General features: G+C 61.7%; 22 protein-coding genes. 11 read left to right on the top strand and 11 right to left on the bottom strand.

The annotated features are described in order from the left end of the window. Positions 1-203: 203 nt before the first annotated feature. Positions 204-878, bottom strand: a complete 675-nt coding sequence (locus ACK59Z_RS16620) for a polysaccharide lyase family 7 protein (RefSeq protein WP_108190609.1) — start codon at positions 876-878, stop codon at positions 204-206. 234 nt (positions 879-1,112) lie between these two features. On the opposite strand from ACK59Z_RS16620, the gene ACK59Z_RS16615 reads away from it, so the two are divergent. Continuing rightward, positions 1,113-1,436: a DUF1654 domain-containing protein gene (locus tag ACK59Z_RS16615; RefSeq protein WP_108190610.1), complete on the top strand. Its 324-nt coding sequence runs from the start codon at positions 1,113-1,115 to the stop codon at positions 1,434-1,436. A gap of 38 nt (positions 1,437-1,474) precedes the next feature. Here the strand turns inward: ACK59Z_RS16615 and ACK59Z_RS16610 are convergent, their stop codons facing one another. Further along, positions 1,475-2,299, bottom strand: a complete 825-nt coding sequence (locus ACK59Z_RS16610; protein WP_019751052.1) for a S24 family peptidase — start codon at positions 2,297-2,299, stop codon at positions 1,475-1,477. Between the two features lie 164 nt (positions 2,300-2,463). Here ACK59Z_RS16610 and ACK59Z_RS16605 point away from each other — a divergent pair, with 164 nt between their 5' ends. Further along, on the top strand, positions 2,464-2,778 hold the full coding sequence (locus tag ACK59Z_RS16605; RefSeq protein WP_003256195.1) for a hypothetical protein: 315 nt from the start codon (positions 2,464-2,466) through the stop codon (positions 2,776-2,778). Positions 2,779-2,867: 89 nt separating this feature from the next. On the opposite strand, the gene ACK59Z_RS16600 is transcribed toward ACK59Z_RS16605, so the two are convergent. Beyond that, positions 2,868-3,050 (bottom strand): hypothetical protein, encoded by a 183-nt coding sequence (locus ACK59Z_RS16600; protein WP_010954600.1) that lies wholly within the window; start codon positions 3,048-3,050, stop codon positions 2,868-2,870. A gap of 94 nt (positions 3,051-3,144) precedes the next feature. Continuing rightward, positions 3,145-3,498, bottom strand: coding sequence for a hypothetical protein (locus tag ACK59Z_RS16595; protein WP_003256193.1), 354 nt, complete (start codon positions 3,496-3,498; stop codon positions 3,145-3,147). Between the two features lie 161 nt (positions 3,499-3,659). Between ACK59Z_RS16595 and ACK59Z_RS16590 the strand changes: the two genes are divergently transcribed. Next, positions 3,660-4,481: a shikimate 5-dehydrogenase gene (locus tag ACK59Z_RS16590; RefSeq protein WP_003256191.1), complete on the top strand. Its 822-nt coding sequence runs from the start codon at positions 3,660-3,662 to the stop codon at positions 4,479-4,481. A 56-nt stretch (positions 4,482-4,537) separates the two neighbouring features. On the opposite strand, the gene ACK59Z_RS16585 is transcribed toward ACK59Z_RS16590, so the two are convergent. The 3 genes from ACK59Z_RS16585 to ACK59Z_RS16575 all read right to left on the bottom strand — a co-directional run bounded on the left by ACK59Z_RS16585 (position 4,538) and on the right by ACK59Z_RS16575 (position 5,989). Further along, entirely contained in the window at positions 4,538-4,780 is a 243-nt protein-coding gene (locus tag ACK59Z_RS16585; protein WP_003256190.1) for a hypothetical protein, read from the bottom strand. A gap of 97 nt (positions 4,781-4,877) precedes the next feature. Next, a complete protein-coding gene (gene gloA / locus ACK59Z_RS16580; protein WP_003256188.1) occupies positions 4,878-5,405 on the bottom strand; it encodes a lactoylglutathione lyase in 528 nt (175 codons plus the stop codon). Between the two features lie 224 nt (positions 5,406-5,629). Next, a complete protein-coding gene (locus tag ACK59Z_RS16575; protein ID WP_004576027.1) occupies positions 5,630-5,989 on the bottom strand; it encodes a histone-like nucleoid-structuring protein, MvaT/MvaU family in 360 nt (119 codons plus the stop codon). Between the two features lie 361 nt (positions 5,990-6,350). On the opposite strand from ACK59Z_RS16575, the gene ACK59Z_RS16570 reads away from it, so the two are divergent. Both ACK59Z_RS16570 and cobF read left to right on the top strand, forming a co-directional pair. Beyond that, positions 6,351-7,640, top strand: coding sequence for an OprD family porin (locus ACK59Z_RS16570; RefSeq protein WP_004576026.1), 1,290 nt, complete (start codon positions 6,351-6,353; stop codon positions 7,638-7,640). A gap of 67 nt (positions 7,641-7,707) precedes the next feature. Beyond that, positions 7,708-8,457, top strand: coding sequence for a precorrin-6A synthase (deacetylating) (gene cobF, locus ACK59Z_RS16565; protein ID WP_064614821.1), 750 nt, complete (start codon positions 7,708-7,710; stop codon positions 8,455-8,457). Positions 8,458-8,526: 69 nt separating this feature from the next. Here the strand turns inward: cobF and ACK59Z_RS16560 are convergent, their stop codons facing one another. Next, positions 8,527-8,877 (bottom strand): response regulator, encoded by a 351-nt coding sequence (locus ACK59Z_RS16560; protein WP_003256181.1) that lies wholly within the window; start codon positions 8,875-8,877, stop codon positions 8,527-8,529. A 248-nt stretch (positions 8,878-9,125) separates the two neighbouring features. On the opposite strand from ACK59Z_RS16560, the gene ACK59Z_RS16555 reads away from it, so the two are divergent. The 5 genes from ACK59Z_RS16555 to ACK59Z_RS16535 are packed head-to-tail and all read left to right on the top strand — an operon-like array spanning position 9,126 to position 15,625. After that, positions 9,126-12,593 carry a response regulator gene (locus ACK59Z_RS16555; protein ID WP_108190612.1) on the top strand — a complete coding sequence of 1,156 codons (3,468 nt, stop codon included), beginning with the start codon at positions 9,126-9,128 and terminating at the stop codon, positions 12,591-12,593. Beyond that, positions 12,590-13,411 (top strand): protein-glutamate O-methyltransferase CheR, encoded by an 822-nt coding sequence (locus ACK59Z_RS16550; protein WP_108190613.1) that lies wholly within the window; start codon positions 12,590-12,592, stop codon positions 13,409-13,411. Before ACK59Z_RS16555 ends, ACK59Z_RS16550 begins: the two co-directional genes overlap by 4 nt. After that, positions 13,408-13,983, top strand: coding sequence for a chemotaxis protein CheB (locus tag ACK59Z_RS16545; protein ID WP_019751057.1), 576 nt, complete (start codon positions 13,408-13,410; stop codon positions 13,981-13,983). Before ACK59Z_RS16550 ends, ACK59Z_RS16545 begins: the two co-directional genes overlap by 4 nt. Then, on the top strand, positions 13,977-15,203 hold the full coding sequence (locus tag ACK59Z_RS16540; protein ID WP_108190614.1) for a hybrid sensor histidine kinase/response regulator: 1,227 nt from the start codon (positions 13,977-13,979) through the stop codon (positions 15,201-15,203). The genes ACK59Z_RS16545 and ACK59Z_RS16540 overlap by 7 nt, the downstream gene beginning before the upstream one ends. Positions 15,204-15,247: 44 nt before the next feature. After that, positions 15,248-15,625, top strand: a complete 378-nt coding sequence (locus ACK59Z_RS16535; protein WP_003256176.1) for a response regulator — start codon at positions 15,248-15,250, stop codon at positions 15,623-15,625. 48 nt (positions 15,626-15,673) lie between these two features. Here ACK59Z_RS16535 and ACK59Z_RS16530 read toward each other — a convergent pair whose 3' ends face one another. Genes ACK59Z_RS16530 through ACK59Z_RS16520 form a run of 3 tightly spaced genes read right to left on the bottom strand, consistent with a single transcriptional unit; the run spans position 15,674 to position 18,314 of the window. Beyond that, complete coding sequence (locus ACK59Z_RS16530; protein ID WP_014859099.1) at positions 15,674-16,255, bottom strand: TetR/AcrR family transcriptional regulator; 582 nt, start codon at positions 16,253-16,255, stop codon at positions 15,674-15,676. A gap of 12 nt (positions 16,256-16,267) precedes the next feature. Then, the gene (locus ACK59Z_RS16525) at positions 16,268-17,116 is read right to left on the bottom strand and encodes a 3-hydroxybutyryl-CoA dehydrogenase (RefSeq protein ID WP_003256174.1); all 849 of its coding nucleotides are present in this window, start codon (positions 17,114-17,116) and stop codon (positions 16,268-16,270) included. Positions 17,117-17,129: 13 nt separating this feature from the next. Further along, complete coding sequence (locus ACK59Z_RS16520; protein WP_003256172.1) at positions 17,130-18,314, bottom strand: acetyl-CoA C-acyltransferase family protein; 1,185 nt, start codon at positions 18,312-18,314, stop codon at positions 17,130-17,132. A gap of 168 nt (positions 18,315-18,482) precedes the next feature. Between ACK59Z_RS16520 and ACK59Z_RS16515 the strand changes: the two genes are divergently transcribed. Continuing rightward, the coding region (locus tag ACK59Z_RS16515) for an AraC family transcriptional regulator ligand-binding domain-containing protein (RefSeq protein WP_409293469.1) at positions 18,483-19,529 on the top strand (1,047 nt) is incomplete at its 3' end.

The raw sequence follows: 19,529 nt of genomic DNA, 5'->3' as shown, positions 1-19,529 counted from the left end.
CAGGCCCGCCGGACCCATCGCGGGCATCCAATGCCGAGCGTTATAGTTATCACAAGCGCCCACTGGAGTAACTTCCAGTACAGTGTGTAAAGGGTGGCGGAAGTACTGTTCAGCCCAGCTGATAGAAGCCCAGCCCCGCGCTGGGCTTTTTGCATTCATGAGACGCCATGAGGGCTTGTGATAGCAGGGCTGGGCATCGACGTTCAGCGGTGGATAAGCGAGAGCTCGCTGATGATGCAGATCGAGCCGTCCTCGGCGGGCGTTGCGTCGGTGTAGTCGACCTGGTTGTAAACCCCGCCGTGGAACTCGAACAGGTACGAAGCCCAGGTACTGTCGAGCTGCAAATCGCCCGACGAGGCGGATACCCCGTTGCATTCGGCCGTCACGGTTACCACGCCTTCAGACGTCGTGTGAATGCTGATGTGGAACGTCGCACCCAGTGGCACCCCCTTCAGGACTGTGGAATTCACCGGGTCGGTCTGGTTGAAGGTGCGTCGAAACCCCAGTGTGATGTTGCCCTTGTTCCAGAACACCTTTACTGGCGGGCCGTCATCCCCGCGTACGTGCATCTGGGCGATGACCACCTTCTGCGCCGAGTTAACCTTGGTCAGCGTCATGGTTTGCCGATTCCAGTGATCCTGGGCGCTGGCCAGCGTCCAGTCTTGCGTTTCTGTCCATTCGCAGCGTGTCCTGTGGGTGCTTTTGCTCGAAGCACCTTTGGTTGGGGCTGAGAACTGGATCGAGCCATCGCTGAGCACTGTCACGATGCTGGGAAAGCGGGCAATCGCTTCAGCACCGTTCAGCTCCAAAGCAACGGGGTTGGTTGAGGAGACGGCTACCGGCGTGGCGATGGTGAGGTGGCTGATATCTACGGCCATGGGGAACTCCTGGCGAAAAGGTTTGAGTGGCATAGCCGCCGTACAAGCGACGGCCGAACACAAAGTTAGCCTCAGGCTAAAGATCGGTCAATAGCTGATGGCTAAATTAATTTCGCTTCACGGGAAATTACCTACAGGCGAAATTTTTCGCAGTGGGGGGCTTTACGCAGGATTTGACGGTGAGCTAAGCTTTCGCCGAGTACTGTACGAATATACAGCTATCAGGATGAGAATATGGCAAGCCACATAAAGTCGGAACCTCAACAGCGCCAGGAAATGACCGGAATAGAGCGGCTTAGCCTGCGGGTATCGTCAATGATCAACCACCCGCTCGCACAGACGCAGCGCTGGGTAGTGGTGCACCGTCTGGATACCGACGGTGAAGCGGAATGGGAGGAGGTGATGGGCCAACTGCTGGAAACGCCAGAGTTGCAGCTGACGTTCAATGATGACGCCAGCGTGACGGTGCGATGGGCGCGCAGTAGCGTGGAAGAGCGTGATGATTTTATCGTCGAGCGCGACTGCGAGGCTCAGGTCGAGGAAGCTGCACCGTTCTGAGCTTCAGCAAAAGCCCGCCGGTCAGGGCGGGCTTCGGTTTATACAAGGTGGGCATTCCACACCAGCAGGACCCTGGCCTGTATGTAGGTCTCTTCCCGACGAATCATGCGGTCTTTGTGCCGCGAGTTGTCGGAGATCATCTCGAAGTGGTCCTCGTCCGCGATCTGTAGCCGCTTGATGTAGATGTGGTCGCCCCAGGAAAAGAAGTAGATGCCATCGCCGACGAACTCTCGGATGCTGACGTCGACGATCAGCGGGTCGCGGTGCCTGATGGTCGGCTCCATCGACTGGCCCCAGCCGGTCACCATCTTCAGGTGATGGTGCTCGCTGAACGTCACGCCCAGTTCGCGCAGGTGGCTGGGGCTGACGCGAACGTCCTTGAACATCTCGGGGTAGTCGTGGGGGATCTGGCCGCCGCCCATGGCTGCCCGTACGTCATAGTGGGCAATCCACACTTCGTCACCGACCAGGCCGGGGCGCAGCGGCTCGGCTTCCAGCAGCGTGGCATCTGCAGGCTCTTGCGCCGCAGCCAGCAGCCTTTGCCGGGTTTCTTCAGCGATACCTTTGCCGCTTCGGGCAAGCATCTGTTTGACCAGGTCGGCTGCAGAGAGCTTGTTGTCACCTGGCTCGACAGCCGCTTGTGCGTGTTCGCCTGGCGACAGCGCGTCGAACCAGCCCCGTGGCAAACCTTCGATGCCCTCGATGCGGCGGGCCACGTCATCGCCCAGGTTTTTCACGGTCTTGTCGGAAAGGATCTGGCTAAGGTGTGCAGGCGCCATCCCCCAGCGCTCTGCGCAGGTGCCCTTTCTCTGGCTGCCGATTAGCTTCACCAGGTTGTGCTTGCGAATTTGGTAGATGTCCATGGGGTGAAGCATGCCAGTGTTTAGCTTGCTGCTAAATGTGCGCATGGCTAAATCTGCTCTTGTGGTGTTGTTAGCTGTAGGCTAAATTAAGCGCACAAACAAGGAAAGCTAGCGAGACATTTTTCTCCAGGGCTGATCACATCATCATCTGTAATGAGGTTCACATGGATCCGACCGACCTCGGCCCGGGCACCGTCACTTGGCTGGGCGGTACGGGGACTGTACTGCTGGGTGCGTTTCTGTGGCTGCGTAAATGGTTGTCGAGGGATGCAGTCGACCGCGCGATGGACAACGCTGAAATTGCCGTCATCCGCCACCTGACAGAGCTGCTGGACATCGAACGGGATGCCCGAAGGGAGGCGCAGGCAAAAGCTGAACTGCTCGCCAAGGAACGAAACGAGCTGGTGATGACCGTAGGCCAGCTGCAAGGCAAGGTCATGGTGCTGACCAGCAAGCTGGGCAGTAGCGGCCAAACATGAGGAGGCAGCCCGGGCGATCCGTGAATAAAAAAAGCCCGCCAAATTGGCGGGCGACAAGGGCGTAGGGAGCAACGCACAACAAATTCGGTTCAGGCAACCAGAGTACCTGGTTGCAACTGTTCGGCCAGTGCCTGGGCTGAGGCGCGGGTCGGCATCGGGCCGCTCACGGCTTCGCCGTTGCGAACCAGGTACCAGCACGCCAGCAGGCCCTGCTCACGCAGTGAGGCGGGAACGGCGCTACCGACAACGGACATGATCTGGATAGTGGCCATGGGGACCTCCTGTGAAACATGGCTCTACCATACGCAGCAGCCGGATATGTTTGAAATCAACTTCCTCGATAGTGATCATTGCTCCTATCAACCATTACCAGCGCGGTGGCCCGTAGTACACCGGTGGCGGCCCATAATAGGTGCGGTAGCCCGGTGGCGGTGGGGGTGGTGCGTAGTAGGGCTGGTAGTACACCGGCTGTGGTGGCGGTTGTACGTACACCGGCGGCGGCGCGTAATAGACCGGCTGGCGTTCGACATACACTGTGCGGTCATGGCCGCCATAAACCGTCGCCCCAACCACGGCGCCGACCACAGCCGCACCCAGCAGTGGACCCGGCCCGTACCAACCACCGTGCCCATGGCCGCCATAGCCGCCGTGAGCTGCTGCAGGCCCGCTGATGGCCAGGGCGCCGACCAGCAGGACGATTCCGGGAATGAGACGGTTCATAAAGCAACCTCGCAGGAAAACCCCACGTCCGGGGCCCTGTTACTATGACTCCGGTCTCTGTCAGCTGAGCACAGGGGAACGGTAAAGGTTGTGTAAGGGGCGACCAGTGGTTGACTCTGTTACGCTGAATAAACGTTTCAGTTATGACCAAGGAGCCTGCTATGCCGACAACTCCAAGCCGGGACACCGTGCTTTGCATCTCTCTGGCCGGTCGCCCCGGCACCTTCGGCGTGCGCTTTCACAACCACCTGTACCAGCAGTTGGGCCTGGACTTCTACTATAAGGCCATGCGCACCGATGACCTGCCGGCGGCGGTGGCAGGGATCCGCGCCTTGGGTATTCGCGGCTGCGGGGTGTCGATGCCGTACAAGGAAGCCTGCATGGCTTTGGTCGACGAAATTGATCCCTCGGCGGCGGCCATCGACTCGGTCAATACCCTTGTCAATTGCAATGGCCACCTGAAGGCCTACAACACCGATTACCTGGCCGTGCGCCAATTGCTGGTTCAGCATCAGGTCGATCCGGGCACTGCCTTTGCCCTGCGAGGCAGTGGGGGCATGGCCAAGGCCGTGGCCAGCGCCTTGCGCGATGCCGGGTTTGCCGAAGGCATCATCGTTGCACGCAACGAGCAGGCCGGGCGTCAGTTGGCGGATGTCTGTGGTTATCGCTGGGTGCCAGAGCCAGGCGACCTCTGCCCGCCGATGCTGGTGAACGTGACGCCGATCGGTATGGCAGGCGGGCAGGAGGCAGAAGAGCTGGCGTTTCCCGAGCACGCCATCGCGGCGGCGGAGCGGGTGTTCGATGTGGTGGCAATGCCGGCGCAGACGCCGTTGATTCTCCGGGCTCAGGCGTTGGGCAAGCCGGTGATCACTGGGCTGGAGGTCATTGCGCTGCAGGCGCTGGAACAGTTCGTGTTATACACCGGGGTAAGGCCGACGCAGGCGCAGGTGGATGCGGCGGTGGCATACGCGCGGGCTAGCTAGTTAATGCCACCCCCTTCACAGCTTCGGCGGCGAAGGGGGTACAGGCGAAACCCGGATCAGAACACCTCGTGCCCGTTATCCAGCTGTTTGTCGACCAGTGCCCGGCCATGGGCCAGCGACACACGCTGCGCATTCTCAAGGTCGGAGAAGAACTGCATGGGCATCGACATGCGCTTGCTGGTGTGCCCGTCAGGTGCCGTGATCAGGCAGCCGGCGGCATAGGGCAGGGGGGAGTCGGGATGTGGCATCACGCTGGCAGTGATGGTGTGCTCGCGGTATTCACAGTGAAGAGATTGCATCGTCCTTACCTCGCTGTGGCATGTGAAGCAGTTACCTTCATATACCACAGCAAGAGGCCGGGAGTTCCCGGCCCGACGAGCGCGCCGCGACGAACGCTTAGCCTTCGAGCTCGGTTGGCTGGATCACTTCGACCCAATAACCGTCCGGGTCCTTGACGAAGGCCAGGTGGTTCATGCGGCCGTCCTGCAGGCGTTTCTGGAACGGTACTTCCAGTTCCTCGAAGCGCGCGCAAGCGGCGCGTACGTCGGGTACCGAAATGCAGATGTGGCCAAAGCCGCGCGGGTCGGTGTTGCCATTGTGGTAGGCAAACTCGGCATCGTTTTCGGTGCCATGGTTGTGGGTCAGCTCCAGCACGCCGGGGATCGCCTTCATCCACTGGTGGCGGGCGGTGTCATCAGCGGGGATCTGGGCAGGGTCGACCAGGGCCAGGAAGTACAGGCTGAAAGCGGCTTCAGGGAAGTCACGCTTGTCCACCAGGCGGAAGCCCAGCACGCGGGTGTAGAAGTCCAGCGACTTCTCGATGTCCTTGACCCGCAGCATGGTGTGGTTGAAGACGAACTGGGCGGTGGCGGCGTCAGGTTGCGCGGTGACGCCAGGCAGGGTTTGCAGATCGTGCAGGCTCATGGGAACTCCTGAGACGGGGCCGGGCGCAGGGCGCCGGCAAAACAGACAGGCTGGCCATGATACGGCAGTGCGCCGATTGCGCAAATGAAAGCGCCCTGCAAAGGCAGGGCGCTGAAATTAGAGGCCCGCATGTGCGGGCGCGTGATGGGGTCGCTAATCCTTTAGCTGTTTCGATACTGAGCCAGTCCTTGTGAAAAAAGCGTGAAGCCTTTGTGGGCATTTCATCAGCGTACCCAGCTGTCTACCGTGGCGGCCCCATATTGTTCTTTCCAGGCCTTGAGGCCGCGGTGGTTGCCGCCTTTGGTCTCGATGCGTTCGCCGGTGTGCGGGTTCTGATAGACCTTGACCACCCGTGGGCGGCGTTGTTGCTTGGGGGGTGTGCTGGAAGCGCGGGCCACAGCCTTCGGGTCGAGGATGGCGATGATATCGCGCAGGCTCTTGTCATAGCTTTTCATCAGGCCGACTAGTTTCTGCTCGAATTCGATTTCGCGTTTGAGGCCGGCATCCTTTTTCAACGCTTCCAGTTGCGCCATCTGTTCCTGGAGCGCTTTTTCGGCAGCACGAAACTCTGCAAGTCTGGACACTGTAATCACTCCTGTACGTCGGTCGTGGCAGGGCGTGACGAACATTGAAGAAGAGTAAAAACGCCGGCCACGCAGGTGGGTTCCACTGTTCGCTGATATCGAGTGTAGTCATTCATGTCTACTGGGTAAACTGCTAACTTTTTGTAAGTAAGCCGGGAACTTTCCTAGTTTTGCGTGCGCTATTTTGCGGTGTTTCTGCGGTTGCGCGACAGGGGGGCTAGACCATGGTCCAATGGCCCGCGCCAGAGCCTTTGCGCGATCATTTCAGATGATGGCCGACTCATGTTCGGACCTGCCGCAGTGCCGTGGCCAGCCCGTGCCACAGGTTGTTAACTCGTCTTCATTCTGGATGTTTCCTCGCATGTTTTCCCCTTTCCCCCTCGCCCCCGGGCGCCGTGTAACCGGCCTGGTTCTATTGTGTGCCGGTGTCAACGCCCAGGCTGCCGGGTTTCTTGAAGACGGCAGTGCCAAGATCGAAGCACGCAATGTCTATTTCAACCGGGACTTCCGGGACGGTTACAGCAGTTCCAGCCAGGGCGCATCCAAGCGCGAAGAGTGGGCACAAGGCTTCATCCTCAATGTGCAATCGGGTTATACGCAAGGCCCGGTAGGTGTTGGTGTGGATGCGCTGGGCATGTTCGGCTTCAAACTGGACTCCAGCCCGGCCGACAGTAACAGTGGATTGCTGCCCTCGTCTGGCCACGACCCCCGGCACTCGGCCGACCAGTATGCGAAGATGGGCCTGGCGGCCAAGGTCAAGGTCTCCAATACCGTGCTCAAGTACGGCTCAATGATGCCGGATGTGCCGTTGCTCAAGTACAACGATGGCCGTCTGCTGCCGACCCTGTTCCAGGGGGCCATGCTCACCTCTGAAGAACTGCACGACCTGAAGTTCACCCTGGCTCGCCTGGACAACTACACCGCTCGGGATTCCACCGATCGCCAGGACATCCGCGTGCACTGCAAAAACAAGCGTTATGCCTGCGATACCGAAGCCGACCACTTCGACCTGGCCGGTGTCGACTACCGTTTCAACGAGCGTTTCAGCGCCCAGTACCAAGTGGCCAAACTGGAGAATATCTACCGTCAGCACTTCCTCGGCCTGGTGGCCAGTCAGCCGCTGCCGGTGGGCAGCCTGTCGGCTGACATGCGCCTGATCAAGAGTGATGACATCGGCAATGCCCGTGCCGGTGAAATCGACCATCGCGCCTTCAGCGGCATGCTGGGCTACAGCCTCGGTGGCCACAAGCTCAGTGCCGGCTGGCAGCGCATGTATGGCAACAGCGCCATGCCGTACCTGGATGGTAGCAACCCGTACCTGGTCAACTACGCCCAGGTCAATGATTTCGCCGCTGCACAGGAGCGCTCCTGGCAAGTGCGCTATGACTACGACTTCAAGGCGTTGGGTGTGCCCGGCCTGACCTTCTTCACCCGTTATATCAACGGCGACAATATCAAGGTGCCGGGCAGCGGTGCCGAAGGCAAGGAGTGGGAACGCGACACCGAGTTCAAATACCAGGTGCAAAGTGGCTCTTTCAAGGATGTCAGCGTACGCCTGCGTAATTCCACTTACCGCAGCAACTATGAACAGTGGGCGCGTGACATGGATGAGACGCGGGTCATTGTCAGCTACAACTTCTCGATCTTCTAAGCGGCTGCTTTGCCAAATACCGGTAGCCGCCTGACAATGGTGGCGGGTTCCCGCAAAGGGCAGGGCAATGAAAGACCTGTTGTTGATCGGCATCGGCGCGGGTGACCCGCGCCAGGTCACCTATGAAGCAGTCGATGCGCTGCGTAGCGCTAGCGTGTTCTTCGTGCTCGACAAGGGCGACGACAAAGATGAACTGGTACGCCTGCGCAAGGCCATTCTGCAGCGCTACCGCCCCGAAGGTGGCTATCGCCTGGTGCCGGTGGTCGACCCTTTGCGCGATGGGCAGGCGGATGACTACCTGGGCGCGGTGCAGCACTGGCACCGGCAGCGTGCTGCGCTGTATGCGCGCCTGATCGAGGAGGAAATTGGCGACGGGGAAACGGGGGCCTTCCTGCTGTGGGGCGAGCCCACCCTGTACGACAGCACCCTGCGCATTCTCGACCTGGTCCGAGAACAGGGCGTGACGTTGCGCTTGCAGGTCATCCCTGGCATCAGCAGTGTGCAGGCGCTGGCGGCGCGGCACCAGGTGCCGCTCAACCGCATCGGCGAGCCCCTGACCGTGCTGCCGGGGCGACGCCTGGCCGGGCAGGGGGCTATCGACAACGTGGTCGTGATGCTCGACGGGCAGTGCGTCTTTGCCGGGCTCGATGACCCGGCGCTGACCATCTATTGGGGCGCGTACCTGGGGACTGAGGATGAAGTGCTGATCGCCGGGCCGTTGCAGGCGGTGAAGGCACGGATCCTGGAAGTGCGCGAGCGGGAGCGGGCGCGCAAAGGGTGGATCATGGATACCTATCTACTGCGCAGAGAGCTGTGAGGTGGGTTGCCTGTGTCGGCCTCTTCGCGGGCAGGCCCGCTCCGGCAAGCGAAACAGGCAACGCCGTGCTCAAGGGTTACCCAGAATGCCCACCACCGTGTCCCGCAACTGATCGATGCTGAACGGCTTGCCGATCAGGTGCATGCCCTCCGGTACAGTGAGGCTGTCGGCGTAGCCGCTGGCGAACAGCACCGGTAATAGCGGCCGCAGTTCGCGCGCTTTGCCCGCCAGCACCTCACCTCGCATGTCCGGCAGCCCCACATCGGTCATCATCAGTGCCAGCGTCTGGCTTGGGTCTTCAAGTACACGCAGGGCGGCTGCGGCGTCTTCTGCCTCGATGACCTTGTAGCCCAACTCGTCGAGCACTTCGACCGTCAGCATACGTACGATGTCGTCGTCTTCGACTACCAGAAGGTGCATGGTTCAAATCCTGTACAAATGAGTGTCTTTAATCTGTGCACCGCGCGGCATCAGAAGTTCCCGAGGATACCGCTCCATGCAAATAGATGGAACGATTGCCGAATGCAACCTTCAAATACTGGCTAAATGCCCTGCCAGACCCGTGAAAGCTGGTTAGACTCGCTTATCAGGACAGCGCAGTGGCAGATAACAATAACGACTGATCGGCCACTCTTTTCAATGGACTTTTCTAGCTCGGGCGTTTTCTCATGATTCAAGCAGCCTCGATGGACCAGCGAAGCTTTCGCAAGCTGTTGAGCCGTAACATCGGCCTCCCCCTGGGGGTTGGCCTGCTCGGGGCCGTGGCCTTCGTCGCGGTGATCAACTACCTGCTTTCGGCCATGCAGTGGGTCGAGCACACCGACCGGGTGATCGGCAACGCCAACGAAACGGTCAAGCTGTCGATCGACATGGAAACGGGCATGCGCGGCTTCCTGATCACGGGCGACGAGCGCTTCCTTGACCCTTACGAGGTGGCCAAGCCACGCATTCTCGGCAGCCTGCAAAGCCTGCGCAGCATGGTCGAGGACAACCCGCAGCAGGTTGACCGTATTGACCGGCTGATGGCCTTGCAGCGGGCCTGGAACGACTTCGGTAACGAGATGATCAGCCTGCGCCGCAGCCAGGGCGATTACCAGGCCTCGATCGGCAATGGCCGGGGCAAGCGCATCACCGATGAAATCCGCAAGGAGTTCGATGACCTGATCATTACCGAACAACAATTGCGCATGGCCCGTAACGAAAAAGTCAGTACCGTCACCGTGACGGCGATTTCGGCGTTCGTGCTGTTCATTGTCGGCCTCAGTGCATTGCTGGCCTACCTGGGCCGTCGTGACCTGCTGGCACTTTCGGCCAACTACGCTGAAAACCTGCAGGCCCAGCAACGCTCGGCGCAGCGCCTGGAGCACCAGGCCTGGCTACGCAACGGCCAGACCCAGCTGGCGCAGCAGGTGCTCGGGCAGCTGACCTTGCCCATGCTTGGCGAGAACATCCTGCGCTTCTTTGCCTCTTATCTGGGCAGCGTGGTGGGCGCCGTGTACGTGCGCGACGAGCATGGCCGGCTGGTGCGCGTGGCCTGTTATGGCCTGAGTACCGAAGAGCAGGCCCGCGAGCAGATCGAGTCGGACCACCATGGCCTGTTGGCCCAGGCGGTCCGCGAAGGCCGCTTGCTGCGCCTGGAGGAACTGCCCGAAGATTTCTATCGCCTCAGTTCCGGGCTGGGCAGCGGCTTGCCGCGCAGCGCACTGCTGATGCCGGCGACCGAAGATGGGCAGATCAACGGGGTGATCGAGCTGGGCTTCCTGCGCCCCTTGCAAGAACGGGATGAAGAGCTGCTGGAGCGGGTCGGCGGCAACCTGGGCATGTCGATCGAGAGTGCACGTTATCGTCAGCGCCTGCAGGAAGTGCTGGCCGAAACCCAGCAACTCAATGAAGAGCTGCAGGTGCAGCAGGAAGAGCTCAAGACTGCCAACGAAGAGCTCGAAGAGCAGTCACGGGTGCTCAAGGAGTCTCAGGCCCATCTGGAAACCCAGCAGGCCGAACTCGAGCAGACCAACGAGCAGTTGTCGGATCGCACCGAAGCGCTGGACCGCAAGAACGATGAGCTGAGCCAGGCGCAGCTGGAGCTGCAGGCCCGTGCCGACGACCTGCAGCGATCGAGCAAGTACAAGTCCGAATTCCTCGCCAACATGTCCCATGAGCTGCGCACGCCGCTCAACAGCTCGCTGATCCTGGCCAAGTTGTTGGCTGAGAACGGTGAAGGCAACCTCAGTGAGGAGCAGGTCAAGTTCGCCGAATCCATCTACTCGGCCGGTAACGATCTGCTCAACCTGATCAACGACATTCTCGATATCGCCAAGGTCGAGGCCGGCAAGCTTGAAGTACGGCCCGAGACCACCCAGGTCGAGCGCCTGGTCGAAGGCTTGCGCGGCATGTTCCAGCCGCTTGCCGGCCACAAGGGGCTGGCCTTCGAGGTCAAGGTCGAGCCGCAGGTACCGGCCACGCTGTTCACCGACCGTCAGCGCCTGGAGCAGATCCTCAAGAACCTGCTGTCCAACGCCATCAAGTTCACCGAGCGTGGTCAGGTCAGCATGAACGTCAGCTTCCAGGCAGGCAGCGGTATCGTGTTCGCAGTTCGGGACACCGGCATCGGCATTGCGGCCGATCAGCAGCAGGCGATCTTCGGCGCCTTCCACCAGGTCGATGGCACCAGCAATCGCCGTTATGGTGGCACTGGCCTGGGTCTGTCGATCTCCCGTGACCTGGCGCATTTGCTCGGTGGCCAGATCAATGTCGACAGCAGCCCCGGGCAAGGCAGCGTGTTCAGCCTGATTCTGCCGGAGCGCTATGCCGCCGAGGCGGAAGACGTCGAGCCGCAAAGCCTGCGCCCGGCCGTCGATGCGTTGCCGCCCGCACCGCAAGCGCCGTTGGCCGCCGCTGTCATGCGCCCGGCGCCGGCCTTTGCCGACGACCGCGAGCGTGCCCCTTTCGATACCCGTTGCATTCTGGTGATCGAAGACGAGCCCAACTTTGCCCGCATCCTCTTCGACCTGGCCCATGAACTGGGCTATAGCTGCCTGGTGGCCCATGGCGCCGACGAAGGCTTCGAGCTGGCGGCCCAGTACATTCCGGATGCGATCCTGCTGGACATGCGCCTGCCCGACCACTCGGGCCTCACCGTCCTGCAGCGCCTCAAGGAGCAGGCCAGCACCCGCCATATCCCGGTTCACATCATTTCGGTGGAAGACCGTGTCGAGGCGGCCATGCACATGGGGGCGGTGGGGTATGCGGTCAAACCCACCAGCCGCGAGGAGCTCAAGGAGGTGTTCGCTCGCCTGGAAGCCAAGCTTACGCAAAAGCTCAAGCACATCCTGCTGGTGGAAGACGACGACCTGCAGCGCGAGAGCATCGCCCGGCTGATCGGCGACGACGATGTCGAGATCACGGCCGTGGCCATGGCCCAGGATGCCCTGGCGCTGTTGCGCCAGAACATCTACGACTGCATGATCATCGACCTCAAGCTGCCAGACATGCTCGGCAACGAGCTGCTCAAGCGCATGACCGCCGAGGATATCCGCGCCTTCCCGCCGGTGATCGTGTATACCGGCCGCAACCTCACCCGCGAGGAAGAAGCCGATCTGCTCAAGTACTCACGCTCGATCATCATCAAGGGCGCACGTTCGCCGGAGCGTCTGCTCGACGAAGTGACGCTGTTCCTGCACAAGGTCGAATCGCAGCTGTCCAACGAGCGTCAGCGCATGCTCAAGACCGCGCGCAGCCGCGACAAGGTGTTCGAGGGCCGCAAGGTGCTGCTGGTGGATGACGATGTGCGTAATATCTTCGCCCTGACCAGTGCCCTGGAGCACAAGGGTGCCATTGTCGAAATCGGCCGCAACGGGCGCGAAGCCATCGAGCGCCTGGAGCAGCACGACGACATCGACCTGGTGCTGATGGACGTGATGATGCCGGAGATGGACGGCTTCGAGGCCACGCGGCTGATCCGCCAGCAACCGCGCTGGCGCAAACTGCCGATCATCGCCGTGACCGCCAAGGCCATGAAGGATGACCAGCAGCGTTGCCTGCAAGCCGGTGCCAATGATTACCTGGCCAAGCCGATCGACCTGGACCGCCTGTTCTCGTTGATCCGTGTCTGGCTGCCGCAACTGGAGCGAATTTGACTAGCGAACGCAACACCGACATCGAGATCCGACTGCTGATCGAGGCGATCTACCTCAAGTACAGCTACGATTTCCGCAATTATTCCGGCGCTTCGATCAAGCGTCGGATCCTCCACGCGCTGCGTCAGTTCGATTGCCTGACGGTGTCTGCGCTGCAGGAGCGTGTGCTGCACGACCCGGGCATGTTCATGCAACTGCTGCAGTACCTGACGATCCCGGTCAGCGAGATGTTCCGTGACCCTGACCACTTCCTTGCCGTGCGCAACGAAGTGGTGCCGCTGCTGCGTACCTGGCCCTCGATCAAGGTCTGGATCGCGGGCTGCAGCACGGGGGAAGAGGTGTATTCCATGGCCATCCTGTTGCGTGAGGAAGGGCTGCTTGAGCGCACCATCATCTACGCCACCGACATCAACCCGCATTCGCTGGACAAGGCCAAGCAGGGCATCTACTCGATGCAGAGCATGCGCGAATACGAGGAAAACTACCGCCTTGCCGGTGGCCGCCGAGACTTCGCCGAGTACTACACCGCCGCCTATGGCAACGCCATCATGGACAGCAGCCTGCGCGACAATGTCACCTTCGCCGACCACAGCCTGGCCACCGACAGCGTGTTCTCCGAGACCCAGTTGGTGTCGTGCCGCAATGTGCTGATCTACTTCAACAAGGACCTGCAGGATCGGGCGCTGGGCCTGTTCCATGATTCGCTCTGCCACCGTGGTTTCCTGGTGCTGGGTAGCAAGGAGTCGGTGGATTTTTCGGCCTACAGCGATCGTTTCGAGCCGCTGGTCAAGCCCCAACGGATCTTCCGTAAATCATGAGCGGCGTACGCGCAGTGGTGATCGGCGCCTCGGCCGGTGGCGTGGCGGCATTGTTCCAGGTGCTCGGCACGTTGCCATCGGCGTTCGCCATACCGGTGCTCTGCGTGCTGCACCTGCCGGACGATCGCCACAGCCAGCTGGCCGGCGTACTGCAGCGGCGGCTGCATCGGCCGGTGTGCGAGGCACGTGACAAGGAGAGGATCAGCGGCGGGCAGATCTATGTGGCAGGGCCGGGTTACCACTTGTCGGTGGAGCGCGACCTGACGCTGTCGCTGAGCCAGGAAGAACCGGTGCATTTCTCGCGCCCAGCGATCGACTTCCTGTTCATCTCGGCGGCCGATGCCTATGGCGACAGCCTGCTGGGTGTGCTGCTTACCGGCGCCAACGAAGACGGCGCCAGGGGCCTTGCCTACATCAAGAACAATGGGGGGCGCACGATTGTCCAGGACCCTCGTGACGCACAGGTTGCCCTGATGCCGGAGGCCGCCCTGGCCCTGCACCAGCCCGACCATATTCTTACTCTGAGCGGTATCGGGCAGTTGCTCGCGACCCTGGAATACAGCGCATGCTAAGCCACACCATCGCCAAACTGCTGATTGTCGACGACTTGCCGGAAAACCTGCTGGCGCTCGATGCCCTGATCCAGGGCGAGGACCGCGAGGTGCACCAGGCACAGTCTGCCGAGGCTGCCTTGTCGTTGCTGCTCGAGCACGAGTTCGCACTGGCCATTCTCGATGTGCAGATGCCGGGCATGAACGGTTTTGAACTGGCCGAGCTGATGCGCGGTACCGACAAGACCAAGCACATCCCGATCGTCTTCGTCAGCGCGGCGGGTCGCGAGATGAATTATGCCTTCAAGGGCTACGAGAGCGGGGCCGTGGACTTTCTGCACAAGCCGCTCGACACCCTGGCGGTGAAAAGCAAGGTCTCGGTGTTCGTCGACCTGTTCCGCCAGCGCAAGGTGCTTGGCCGGCAGCTGGAAGCCCTGGAGCAGAGCCGCCAGGAACAGGAGCTGTTGCTCAGCCAGCTGCAGGTGGCACGGTGTGAGCTGGAGCACGCCGTGCGCATGCGGGACGACTTCATGTCGATCGTCTCCCACGAGGTGCGCACGCCGCTCAATGGCCTGATCCTGGAAACCCAGTTGCGCAAGATGCACCTGGCACGGGGCAACCTGGACGCCTTCAGTGTCGACAAGCTGCAGGCCATGGTCGAGCGCGACGAACGGCAGATCAACAGCCTGATCCGGTTGGTCGAGGACATGCTCGATGTTTCGCGCATCCGTACCGGTAAACTGTCGCTGCGGCCCAAACTGTTTGACCTGGGCCAACTGGTGCGTGGGCTGGTGGAAAACTTCACGGCGCAGGCCATGGCCCTGGAAACACACATCGAATTGCAGCGTTGCGAAGCGCTGACGGGGGAGTGGGACGAATTCCGGATTGAACAAGTAGTGGCCAACCTGTTGTCCAATGCAATGCGTTACGGCGAGCGCAATCCGGTGCAGGTACGGGTGTTCGAGCAGGGCGGCATGGCCTGGGTGCAGGTGCAGGACCACGGCATCGGTATCAGCGCCGTCAACCAGCAGCGAATCTTCCAGCAGTTCGAGCGGGTCTCTGCCCAGCAGGCCAGCGGAGGGTTGGGCCTGGGGTTGTACATCTCCGAGCAGATCGTCCAGGCACACGGTGGCCGGATACAGGTTGAAAGCGAGGAGGGCAAGGGTGCCACATTCACCCTGCAATTGCCGATGGCAATATTCAAAGAACAAAACGACCAGGCGCGGGCAACCTCTGTGTAAGCCTGGGGTCTGATGGCCAACTGTAAGTATTTCAAGGCGTTAACATGAGTGAAGATGCACAAGATGTGGTTCTGGTCGTCGAGGATGAACCGGCGATTCGCATGATTTTGCGCGATTACCTGGCGGGTGAGGGGTACCACGTCCTGGTGGCTGAGGATGGCGAGCAGGCGTTTGCCATCCTGGCCAGCAAACCGCACCTGGACCTGATGGTGACAGACTTCCGTTTGCCGGGGGGGATCTCGGGGGTGGATATTGCCGAGCCCGCGGTGAAATTGCGGCCCGACCTGAAGGTGATTTTCATCAGCGGCTACCCGGCGGAGATTCTCGAATCTGGCAGCCCGATCACCCGCAAGGCACCTATCCTGGCCAAGCCGTTTGACCTGGATACCTTGCACGAGCAGATCCAGTCGCTGTTGCGCTGAGGCATCCGGCCTTTTCGCGGGGCAAACCCGCGAGGAGGCCGTTGCAGGCTATCGCAGCGTCCGCTCAATCCCGCCGACCAGCAAGTTTTCCATCAGCTCCAACCCTTGCGCTTCAGGCAGTGCTTTGAGCAACCCCGGCAGCTGGTTGAGAAACGTCGCCAGTACATGCGCTGTAGCGTCCAACGCTTGCCCCGGCAGTTTCGCTTGCGGTGCGATCAAGCGCAGCAGACCCGCCTCATAGCGCTTGCGCAACGATGCCAGGTGCGCCTGTTGCGCCTCACTCAAACAACACAAATCCCGCTCGGCCAGCCGAAACTGCAGCGGCCGTTCGGCATGCAACTGCCAGTGCGCAGCAATCAGGCAGCTCAATGCCGACGTCCCCCGGGCCATGGCCCGGCGGGCCTGGTCCAGGGTGGCCTGCAGCTCTTCGTACAACTCTTCGATCAAGTCGTACAGCAGGTCCTGCTTGCTGGGAAAGTGATGGTACAGCGAGCCGGCGGTCAGCCCCACATGGGCCGCCAGCTCGCGCATGCTGACCTGGCCAAAGCCCTTTTCGGCAAACAATGCCATGGCCCGGTCACGTCGCTCCTCAAAGTTGGCACAGCGCATTGCGGCATTGACCGGGGGCATGGCGCTTGGTCCTCAGTAGGTGAAGAAACCGCGACCGCTCTTGCGCCCCAGCCAGCCGGCCGCGACCATTTCCTTGAGCAGCGGAGCAGGGCGGTACTTGCTGTCGTTGAAGCCTTCATGGAAGGCTTCCATGATCGCCAGCAGGGTGTCCAGGCCGATCAGGTCGGCCAACGCCAGCGGGCCGATCGGCTGGTTGCAGCCCAAGCGCATGCCGGTGTCGATGTCCTCGGCACTGGCCAGGCCTTCCTGGCGCACGAAGATCGCCTCGTTGATCATTGGCACCAGGATGCGGTTGACCACGAAGCCCGGACGGTTGCCGGCGGTGATCGGGGTCTTGCCGACTTTTTCGGTCACCACCAGCGCCTGGGCGTAGGTGTTGTCGCTGGTCTGCAGGCCACGAATGATTTCGACCAGCGCCATCATCGGTACTGGGTTGAAGAAGTGCACACCAATGAAGCGCTCGGGGTGCTCGATGCTGGCGGCCAGTTGAGTCACCGACAGCGACGAGGTGTTGGTGGCGATCAGGCAGTCGGCGGCAACGTTGGCTGCCACCTGCTGCAGGATGCGCTGCTTGAGCTGCAGGTTCTCGGTAGCCGCTTCGATCACCAGGTGTGCAGCGCTGAGCTGGGTGTAGTCGGTGCTGGTGCGAATGCGTGCTTTGGCGGCTGCGGCCTTGTCGGCATCGAGGGTGCCTTTGCTGACCTGGCGCTCGAGGTTCTTGCTCAAGGTGGCCACGCCGCGCTCGAGCGCTGCGTCGGAAACATCCACCAGCAGCACCTGGTAGCCGGCAATGGCGCACACCTGGGCAATGCCGTTGCCCATGGTGCCCGCGCCGATCACGGCGATCTGTTCAATGCTCATGTGTCAGTCTCCCTCAGACGCGCTCGAACACGACGGCGATGCCTTGGCCACCGCCGATACACATTGTGGCCAGGGCGTAGCGGCCCTGGATGCGCTGCAGCTCATGGATGGCCTTGGTGGCGATGATCGCACCGGTGGCACCCACCGGGTGGCCCAGGGAAATGCCCGAACCGTTGGGGTTGACCTTTTCCGGGTCGAAGCCCAGCTCGCGGGCCACGGCGCAGGCCTGGGCAGCGAAGGCCTCGTTGGACTCGATCACATCCAGGTCTTGTAGGTTCAGGCCGGTTTTTTCCAGCACTTTGCGGGTGGCCGGAATCGGCCCCAGGCCCATCAGCTCGGGCTCCACCCCGGCGTGGGCATAGCCCACCAGGCGTGCCAACGGTTTCAGGCCCAGGCGGCGCACTGCGTCACCGGTGGCCAACACCAGGCCGGCGGCGCCATCGTTGATACCGCTGGCGTTGCCGGCGGTGACGGTGCCATCTTTCTTGAATACCGGCTTCATACCGGCCAGTTGTTCGGCGGTCACATCAGCACGCACATGCTCGTCGACACTGAACTGCACGCTGCCTTTACGGGTTTTCAGCTCCAGCGCAACGATCTGGCTGGCGAAGCGGCCCTCGGCAATGGCACGCGCGGCGCGTCGCTGGCTGGTCAAGGCCAGTTCGTCCTGCATTTCGCGGGTAATGCCGTGCTTGGCCGAAACGTTCTCGGCGGTGATGCCCATGTGGAAGTGCTGGAACGGGTCCTGCAGCACGCCGACGGTATAGTCGATGCCTTGCAGGTCACCCATGCGTGCACCCCAGCGCGCCTGTGGCAGCAGGTAAGGGCCACGGCTCATGGATTCGGCGCCGGCTGCGACGGCCACATCGGTGTCGCCCAGCAACAGGCCCTGGGCCGCAGAGACAATAGCCTGCAGGCCAGACCCGCACAGACGGTTGACGTTGAATGCCGGCGTTTCCTTGGGGATGCCAGCGTTCATTGCCGCTACCCGTGCCAGGTAGGCGTCACGCGGTTCGGTGGGGATCACCGTGCCCATCACCAGGTGGCCGACTTGCTCGGCGGCCAGGCCCGAACGCTCGATGGCGGCGCGGGTCACGGCGCTGGCCAGGTCGGCCAGTGGCAGGTCCTTGAGGGAACCGCCGAAGCCACCAATGGCTGAACGGACGGCACTGACGACGTAGATTTCTGCGCTGCTCATGAGGGCTCCGATTGCGAAGGCGTGGCGGGACCGGGCCAGGCTCTGCGAGAATGGTGGGCGGCCCCGGAGTGGGATCGAGTCTAGGCAAAGGCTCTGTTGCCGCCTATGCCGGATCTGTTCAAACAACCTGGCACTTTTTGCCACTCAGCATAGACAGCGAAAACCGCCATGCGCGAAAGCGATTCAGTCGCCGTGTACTTCCTCAACGCCATGCTCCACGCCCTGCGCGACACGCCCGCCGAGCGTGATGCCCAGCTGCGCGCGGTGGGCATTGCCCCGCAGCTGCTCGATCAGCCTCAGGCGCGGGTGCCGGCCAAGGCGTTCGCCCAGCTGTGGCTGGCGTTGATCCAGCGCCTGGACGATGAGTTCTTTGGCCTCGACAGCCATGGCATGCCGCTGGGCAGTTTTGCCCTAATCTGCCGGGGTTTGATCCTCGAGCCGAACCTGGAAAAGGCCTTGCGCCAGTGCATGGGGGGCTTCGGCCTGTTCCTGCGTGACCTGCGTGGCAGCCTGACGGTACGTGGCGGGCGGGCGCTGATCAGCGTGCAGTCGAACATTGTCGACCCATTGACCCGGGTCTATGCCGAGGAAACCTACCTGGTGCTGATGATCGGCATGCTGTGCTGGCTGGCCGGGCGGCGGATTGCCATCGACCGCACGGAGCTCGCGGTGTCGCGCCCGGCCCAGGAGGACGACTTGCTGCTGTGGGGGCCGGACCTGCGCCTGGGCAGCGGACGCACCGAGGTGGAGTTCGACAGCGCTTATCTGCGCCTGCCGGTGGTGCAGGACCGGGCGGCTTTGCAGACCTTCCTGCGCAGTGCGCCACAGGGCCTGGTGATCCGCTTTCGCAATCAGAACGGGCTGGTGGCTGAGGTGTATCGGCACCTGCGGGCATTGCGCTATGGACAGTGGCCGACATTGGCCGCGCTGGCGCAGCAGCAGGGAGTCAGTGCCAGTACCTTTCGCCGGCAGTTGGAGCGGGAGGGGCGTTCGTACCAGCAGATCAAGGATGAAGTGCGCCGGGCCATGGCCTTCGAGCGGCTGCGCGAAGGCGCGTTGAGCATTGCCGAAATTGCCGAGCAGGCGGGGTTTCAGGAACCGAGTGCCTTCCACCGGGCGTTCAAGAAGTGGACCGGGCAGAGCCCAGGAAGCTACCGGGCGCGGCTGGCCGGCCTGCGTTCTACCTGTGGGAGCGGGCATGCCCGCGAAGAAACC

It is taken from the genome of Pseudomonas sp. KCJK9058 (assembly GCF_046230975.1).
GTDB lineage: Bacteria > Pseudomonadota > Gammaproteobacteria > Pseudomonadales > Pseudomonadaceae > Aquipseudomonas > Aquipseudomonas alloputida.
The sequence above is the reverse complement of the archived record's forward strand: the minus strand, read 5'-3'. Positions and strand labels throughout refer to the sequence as shown.

What these genes read in the sequence shown, in the direction of transcription:
- ACK59Z_RS16620 (WP_108190609.1), bottom strand. Translation starts at nt 878, where the DNA reads ATGGCCGTAGATATCAGCCACCTCACCATCGCCACGCCGGTAGCCGTC.
- ACK59Z_RS16615 (WP_108190610.1), top strand. Translation starts at nt 1,113, where the DNA reads ATGGCAAGCCACATAAAGTCGGAACCTCAACAGCGCCAGGAAATGACC.
- ACK59Z_RS16610 (WP_019751052.1), bottom strand. Translation starts at nt 2,299, where the DNA reads ATGGACATCTACCAAATTCGCAAGCACAACCTGGTGAAGCTAATCGGC.
- ACK59Z_RS16605 (WP_003256195.1), top strand. Translation starts at nt 2,464, where the DNA reads ATGGATCCGACCGACCTCGGCCCGGGCACCGTCACTTGGCTGGGCGGT.
- ACK59Z_RS16600 (WP_010954600.1), bottom strand. Translation starts at nt 3,050, where the DNA reads ATGGCCACTATCCAGATCATGTCCGTTGTCGGTAGCGCCGTTCCCGCC.
- ACK59Z_RS16595 (WP_003256193.1), bottom strand. Translation starts at nt 3,498, where the DNA reads ATGAACCGTCTCATTCCCGGAATCGTCCTGCTGGTCGGCGCCCTGGCC.
- ACK59Z_RS16590 (WP_003256191.1), top strand. Translation starts at nt 3,660, where the DNA reads ATGCCGACAACTCCAAGCCGGGACACCGTGCTTTGCATCTCTCTGGCC.
- ACK59Z_RS16585 (WP_003256190.1), bottom strand. Translation starts at nt 4,780, where the DNA reads ATGCAATCTCTTCACTGTGAATACCGCGAGCACACCATCACTGCCAGC.
- gloA (WP_003256188.1), bottom strand. Translation starts at nt 5,405, where the DNA reads ATGAGCCTGCACGATCTGCAAACCCTGCCTGGCGTCACCGCGCAACCT.
- ACK59Z_RS16570 (WP_004576026.1), top strand. Translation starts at nt 6,351, where the DNA reads ATGTTTTCCCCTTTCCCCCTCGCCCCCGGGCGCCGTGTAACCGGCCTG.
- cobF (WP_064614821.1), top strand. Translation starts at nt 7,708, where the DNA reads ATGAAAGACCTGTTGTTGATCGGCATCGGCGCGGGTGACCCGCGCCAG.
- ACK59Z_RS16560 (WP_003256181.1), bottom strand. Translation starts at nt 8,877, where the DNA reads ATGCACCTTCTGGTAGTCGAAGACGACGACATCGTACGTATGCTGACG.
- ACK59Z_RS16555 (WP_108190612.1), top strand. Translation starts at nt 9,126, where the DNA reads ATGATTCAAGCAGCCTCGATGGACCAGCGAAGCTTTCGCAAGCTGTTG.
- ACK59Z_RS16545 (WP_019751057.1), top strand. Translation starts at nt 13,408, where the DNA reads ATGAGCGGCGTACGCGCAGTGGTGATCGGCGCCTCGGCCGGTGGCGTG.
- ACK59Z_RS16540 (WP_108190614.1), top strand. Translation starts at nt 13,977, where the DNA reads ATGCTAAGCCACACCATCGCCAAACTGCTGATTGTCGACGACTTGCCG.
- ACK59Z_RS16535 (WP_003256176.1), top strand. Translation starts at nt 15,248, where the DNA reads ATGAGTGAAGATGCACAAGATGTGGTTCTGGTCGTCGAGGATGAACCG.
- ACK59Z_RS16530 (WP_014859099.1), bottom strand. Translation starts at nt 16,255, where the DNA reads ATGCCCCCGGTCAATGCCGCAATGCGCTGTGCCAACTTTGAGGAGCGA.
- ACK59Z_RS16525 (WP_003256174.1), bottom strand. Translation starts at nt 17,116, where the DNA reads ATGAGCATTGAACAGATCGCCGTGATCGGCGCGGGCACCATGGGCAAC.
- ACK59Z_RS16520 (WP_003256172.1), bottom strand. Translation starts at nt 18,314, where the DNA reads ATGAGCAGCGCAGAAATCTACGTCGTCAGTGCCGTCCGTTCAGCCATT.